This is a genomic window from Streptomyces xiaopingdaonensis, assembly GCF_000262345.1.
GTDB lineage: Bacteria > Actinomycetota > Actinomycetes > Streptomycetales > Streptomycetaceae > Streptomyces > Streptomyces xiaopingdaonensis.
In genome coordinates this window covers 1-2,760 of record NZ_AJTQ01000005.1, presented here as the reverse complement: position 1 = coordinate 2,760, position 2,760 = coordinate 1, and the positions used below count along the sequence as shown (strand labels likewise).

General features: G+C 75.2%; 1 protein-coding gene and 1 pseudogene. One reads left to right on the top strand and one right to left on the bottom strand.

Annotated features, from left to right (window positions below; translation table 11 throughout):
* On the bottom strand, nt 1-2,446 hold a 2,446-nt coding region (gene dnaE, locus UWG_RS0100235; protein ID WP_016905193.1), incomplete at its 3' end, for a DNA polymerase III subunit alpha.
* 32 nt (nt 2,447-2,478) lie between these two features.
* On the opposite strand from dnaE, the pseudogene UWG_RS32895 reads away from it, so the two are divergent.
* Nucleotides 2,479-2,760: pseudogene (locus tag UWG_RS32895) on the top strand (hypothetical protein); the annotation flags it as partial.

Below are 2,760 nucleotides of genomic sequence, written 5' to 3'. Positions count from 1 at the left end.
CCCCCCGCCGCCGCGCATCCGCGAGCAGCAGCCGCTTCGGATACATACCGGGGTCGTGCTCCAACAACCCGGCGTAGAACGCCGCAGGATGGTGCGCCTTCAACCACGCCGACTGATACGTCGGCACCGCGAAAGCCACCGCGTGCGCCTTGCAGAACCCGTACGAGCCGAAGGCCGCCACGATCTCCCAGGTGCGCGCGGTCACTTCGGCCCCGTACCCGCGCTCCTCGGCGGCGGCGGTGAACCACGCGCGCACCCGCGGCCGCCGCTCCTCGTCGGAGAGCGCACGCCGCGCCTCGTCGGCGAGGGCCCGGTCGCACCCCGTCATCGTCGCGATGATCAGAATCAGCTGCTCGTGGAAGACCACCACCCCGTACGTCTCGCGCAACGCCGGCTCCAGGTCCGGGTGCGGGAAGTGCGGCGCCTTGCGTCCGCGCCTGGTCTCGATGAACGGGTGCACCATGTCGGCGGCGACGGGACCCGGGCGGAAGAGCGAGATGTCCACCACCAGGTCGTGGAAGGTCTCCGGCTGCAACCTCCCGATCAGGTCCCGCTGCCCGGGCGACTCGATCTGGAAGCAGCCCAACGTCTCGGCGGAGCGCACCAGCCGGTACGTGGCGGGGTCCCCCTCGGGCACCGCGTCGAGGTCGACCTCCTCCCCGCTCGCCCGCCCGACCTCGGCCACCGCGTGCGCCATCGCCGACTGGAGCCGCACGCCGAGCACGTCCAGCTTGAGCAGCCCGAGCTCCTCCACGTCGTCCTTGTCGAACTGGGACATCGCGAACCCCTCCCCGCTCGTCGGGACCGTCGGCGTACGCGCGCGGAGCGAGGCGTCCGAGAGGAGCACGCCGCACGGGTGCATCGCCATACCGCGCGGCAGCCCGTCGAGCGCCTCGACCAGCTCCCAGAACCGTTGGTCGAACGCCTCCCTGCGCACCCCCTCCAGCTCCGGCAGCTCGGCCAGCGCCGCCCGCGCGTCCCGCGCCCTGATGTGCGGGAACGCCTTGGCGAGCCGGTCCACTTCGGCCGGGTCCATGCCGAGCGCGGCGCCGACGTCCCGGATCGCGTGCCGCACCCGGTAGGTCTCGGGCATCGCCACGGTCGCGACCCGCTCGGGCCCGAACCGTTCGAAGATCGCGCGGTACACCTCCAGGCGCCGCGCCGACTCCACGTCGATGTCGATGTCCGGCAGCGCCGCCCTCCGCGGCGAGAGGAACCGCTCCATCAGCAGCCCGTGCTCGACGGGGTCCGCGTGCGCGATCCCCAGCAGGTGGTTGACGAACGACCCGGCGCCCGACCCGCGCGCCGCGACCCGGACGCCCATCTCCCTTACGTCCCGCACCACTTGCGCCACCGTGAGGAAGTACGAGGAGTACCCGAGGTGCTCGATCACCCCCAGCTCGTCCCGCAGCCGCCGCCGGCGCACCGCGTCACCCGCGTACCCCCGCGCGAGCATGGCGCCCGCGCACCGTGAGCGCAGCACGTGCACCGCCTCCCGCCCGCCGGCGCCGACCAGCCGGGGCTCGGGGAAGAAGACCCGGCCGATCCCCAGGTCCTCCTCCGGGTCGACGCGGCACTCGTCCGCCGTCCGCTCCGTCAGCTCCAGCAACCGCTGCGCGGTGCGCGGCCCGAGCCCCGCCGCCTCGGCGATCCGCTCGGCGGTGCGCACCATCTCCTCGGGGTCCTTGAGCCACCGCTCCCCCGCGTCCACGCCCCGGCGCTCGTCGATCGGCACGAGCCGGCGTGCGGAGTCGAGCACATCGGCGACCGGGCCCTGGTCGGGGTCGGCGTACCGCACGGGGTTGGCGAGGAGGGGCGGAACACCCTCGTCGGCGGCGAGCCGCAGCATCCGCGCCGCCTCGCGCAGCGGCCCGGCGCCGTCCACCTCCAGGCGCAGCGAACCGCCGAAGACCTCGCGCCACTCCCCCAGCACCCGCGCCGCCCGGTCGGGGCGCCCGGCCGCGAGCGCCCTGCCCACCGGGGAGTCGGCGCCGAGCAGCACCGTCACGGAGCCGACGTCGCCCGCCGCCTCGTCCCACGGCAGCAGCGGCCGCTCCGCCTCCGCCGCGTGCGCCGCCGTGACCAGCCGGCACAGCTCGGCCCAGCCCTTCGCCCCGTCCCGTGCGAGGAAGACGACCCGCGGCGCCGACTCGTCGACGAACGCCCCGCCGCGCACCGGCGCGCGCCGGCGCCCCGCCGGCCGCTGCTCCCCCTCCGGGGGCGCACCGACGGCGAGTTCGACGCCGTAGACGGGACGCACCCCGGCCCGCGCGCTCGCCTTGGCGAACCGGACGGCCCCGCCGAGGGTGTCCCTGTCGGTGAGCGCCACCGCCCCCATGCCGCGCTCGGCCGCGCGCTCCGCGAGCGTCTCCGGGTGCGAAGCGCCATACCGCAGCGAGAAGCCGGAGGCGACGTGGAGGTGCGTGAATCCGTACGTCCCTGGCATCGGCACCTCCTTCGCACTCGCACCTTCCGCGCGTGACCACCCTAAACCAGCCATCGAACTCAGATTCGAAAGCGGGCGCCCACCCGCGTTACGCGACAGGAGAAACCCCCTTCGCACGGGCCGTCCCGGCCGTCCGCGCCGCGGACACCGTCGTCCTCACCGGCGACCTGGTGGCGGGCCCGTTCCCCCGCGGGATCCTCCGCCTCCTCGGCTCCCTCGGCGACCGCGCCCGCATCCTCGCGGGCAACGCCGAGCGCGAACTCCCCGCGCACCGCGCGGCGCCGCCCGCCGGCCCGCCCGCGACGATCGACCAG